This window comes from Microvirga sp. HBU67558 (assembly GCF_018069605.1).
Classification (GTDB): domain Bacteria; phylum Pseudomonadota; class Alphaproteobacteria; order Rhizobiales; family Beijerinckiaceae; genus Microvirga; species Microvirga terrae.
Window position 1 is genome coordinate 1 of the sequence record NZ_JAGPUP010000103.1, and the last position, 289, is coordinate 289.

The 289-nt window shown below is 59.5% G+C and carries 1 protein-coding gene; it reads right to left on the reverse strand.

Annotation, left to right across the window (positions count from 1 at the left end; genetic code table 11):
• Positions 1-248, reverse strand: a 248-nt coding sequence (locus KBI52_RS00425) for a hemerythrin domain-containing protein (protein ID WP_210804742.1), incomplete at its 3' end; no start/stop codon positions are given.
• Between the last annotated feature and the right edge of the window lie 41 nt (positions 249-289).

The window sequence follows — 289 nt, forward strand, 5'->3', positions numbered from 1 at the left end:
TCCTCAACCTTCTCGACGACGGCCTCGACCTCTTCTTCGCTCAGGACCTTCAGCACCACCGGCAGCAGCTCGTTCTTGTCGTTGCGGATGTGCTGCTGAAACACCTTCCGCAACTCTGCCACCTTGGCCAGGAACGTATCGCTGTCCTTCGGGGTGGCCGCGAGTTCATTCAGGAAAGCTTTGGTCTGTTGATGATCATCGCGTGCGCCGCGGACCAGGTCCGCTGTCTCTGGGTTCTGCTCCAGCACGGGAAAGAGATGCTCCTCCTGGAGACTGGCGAGCAGATCCA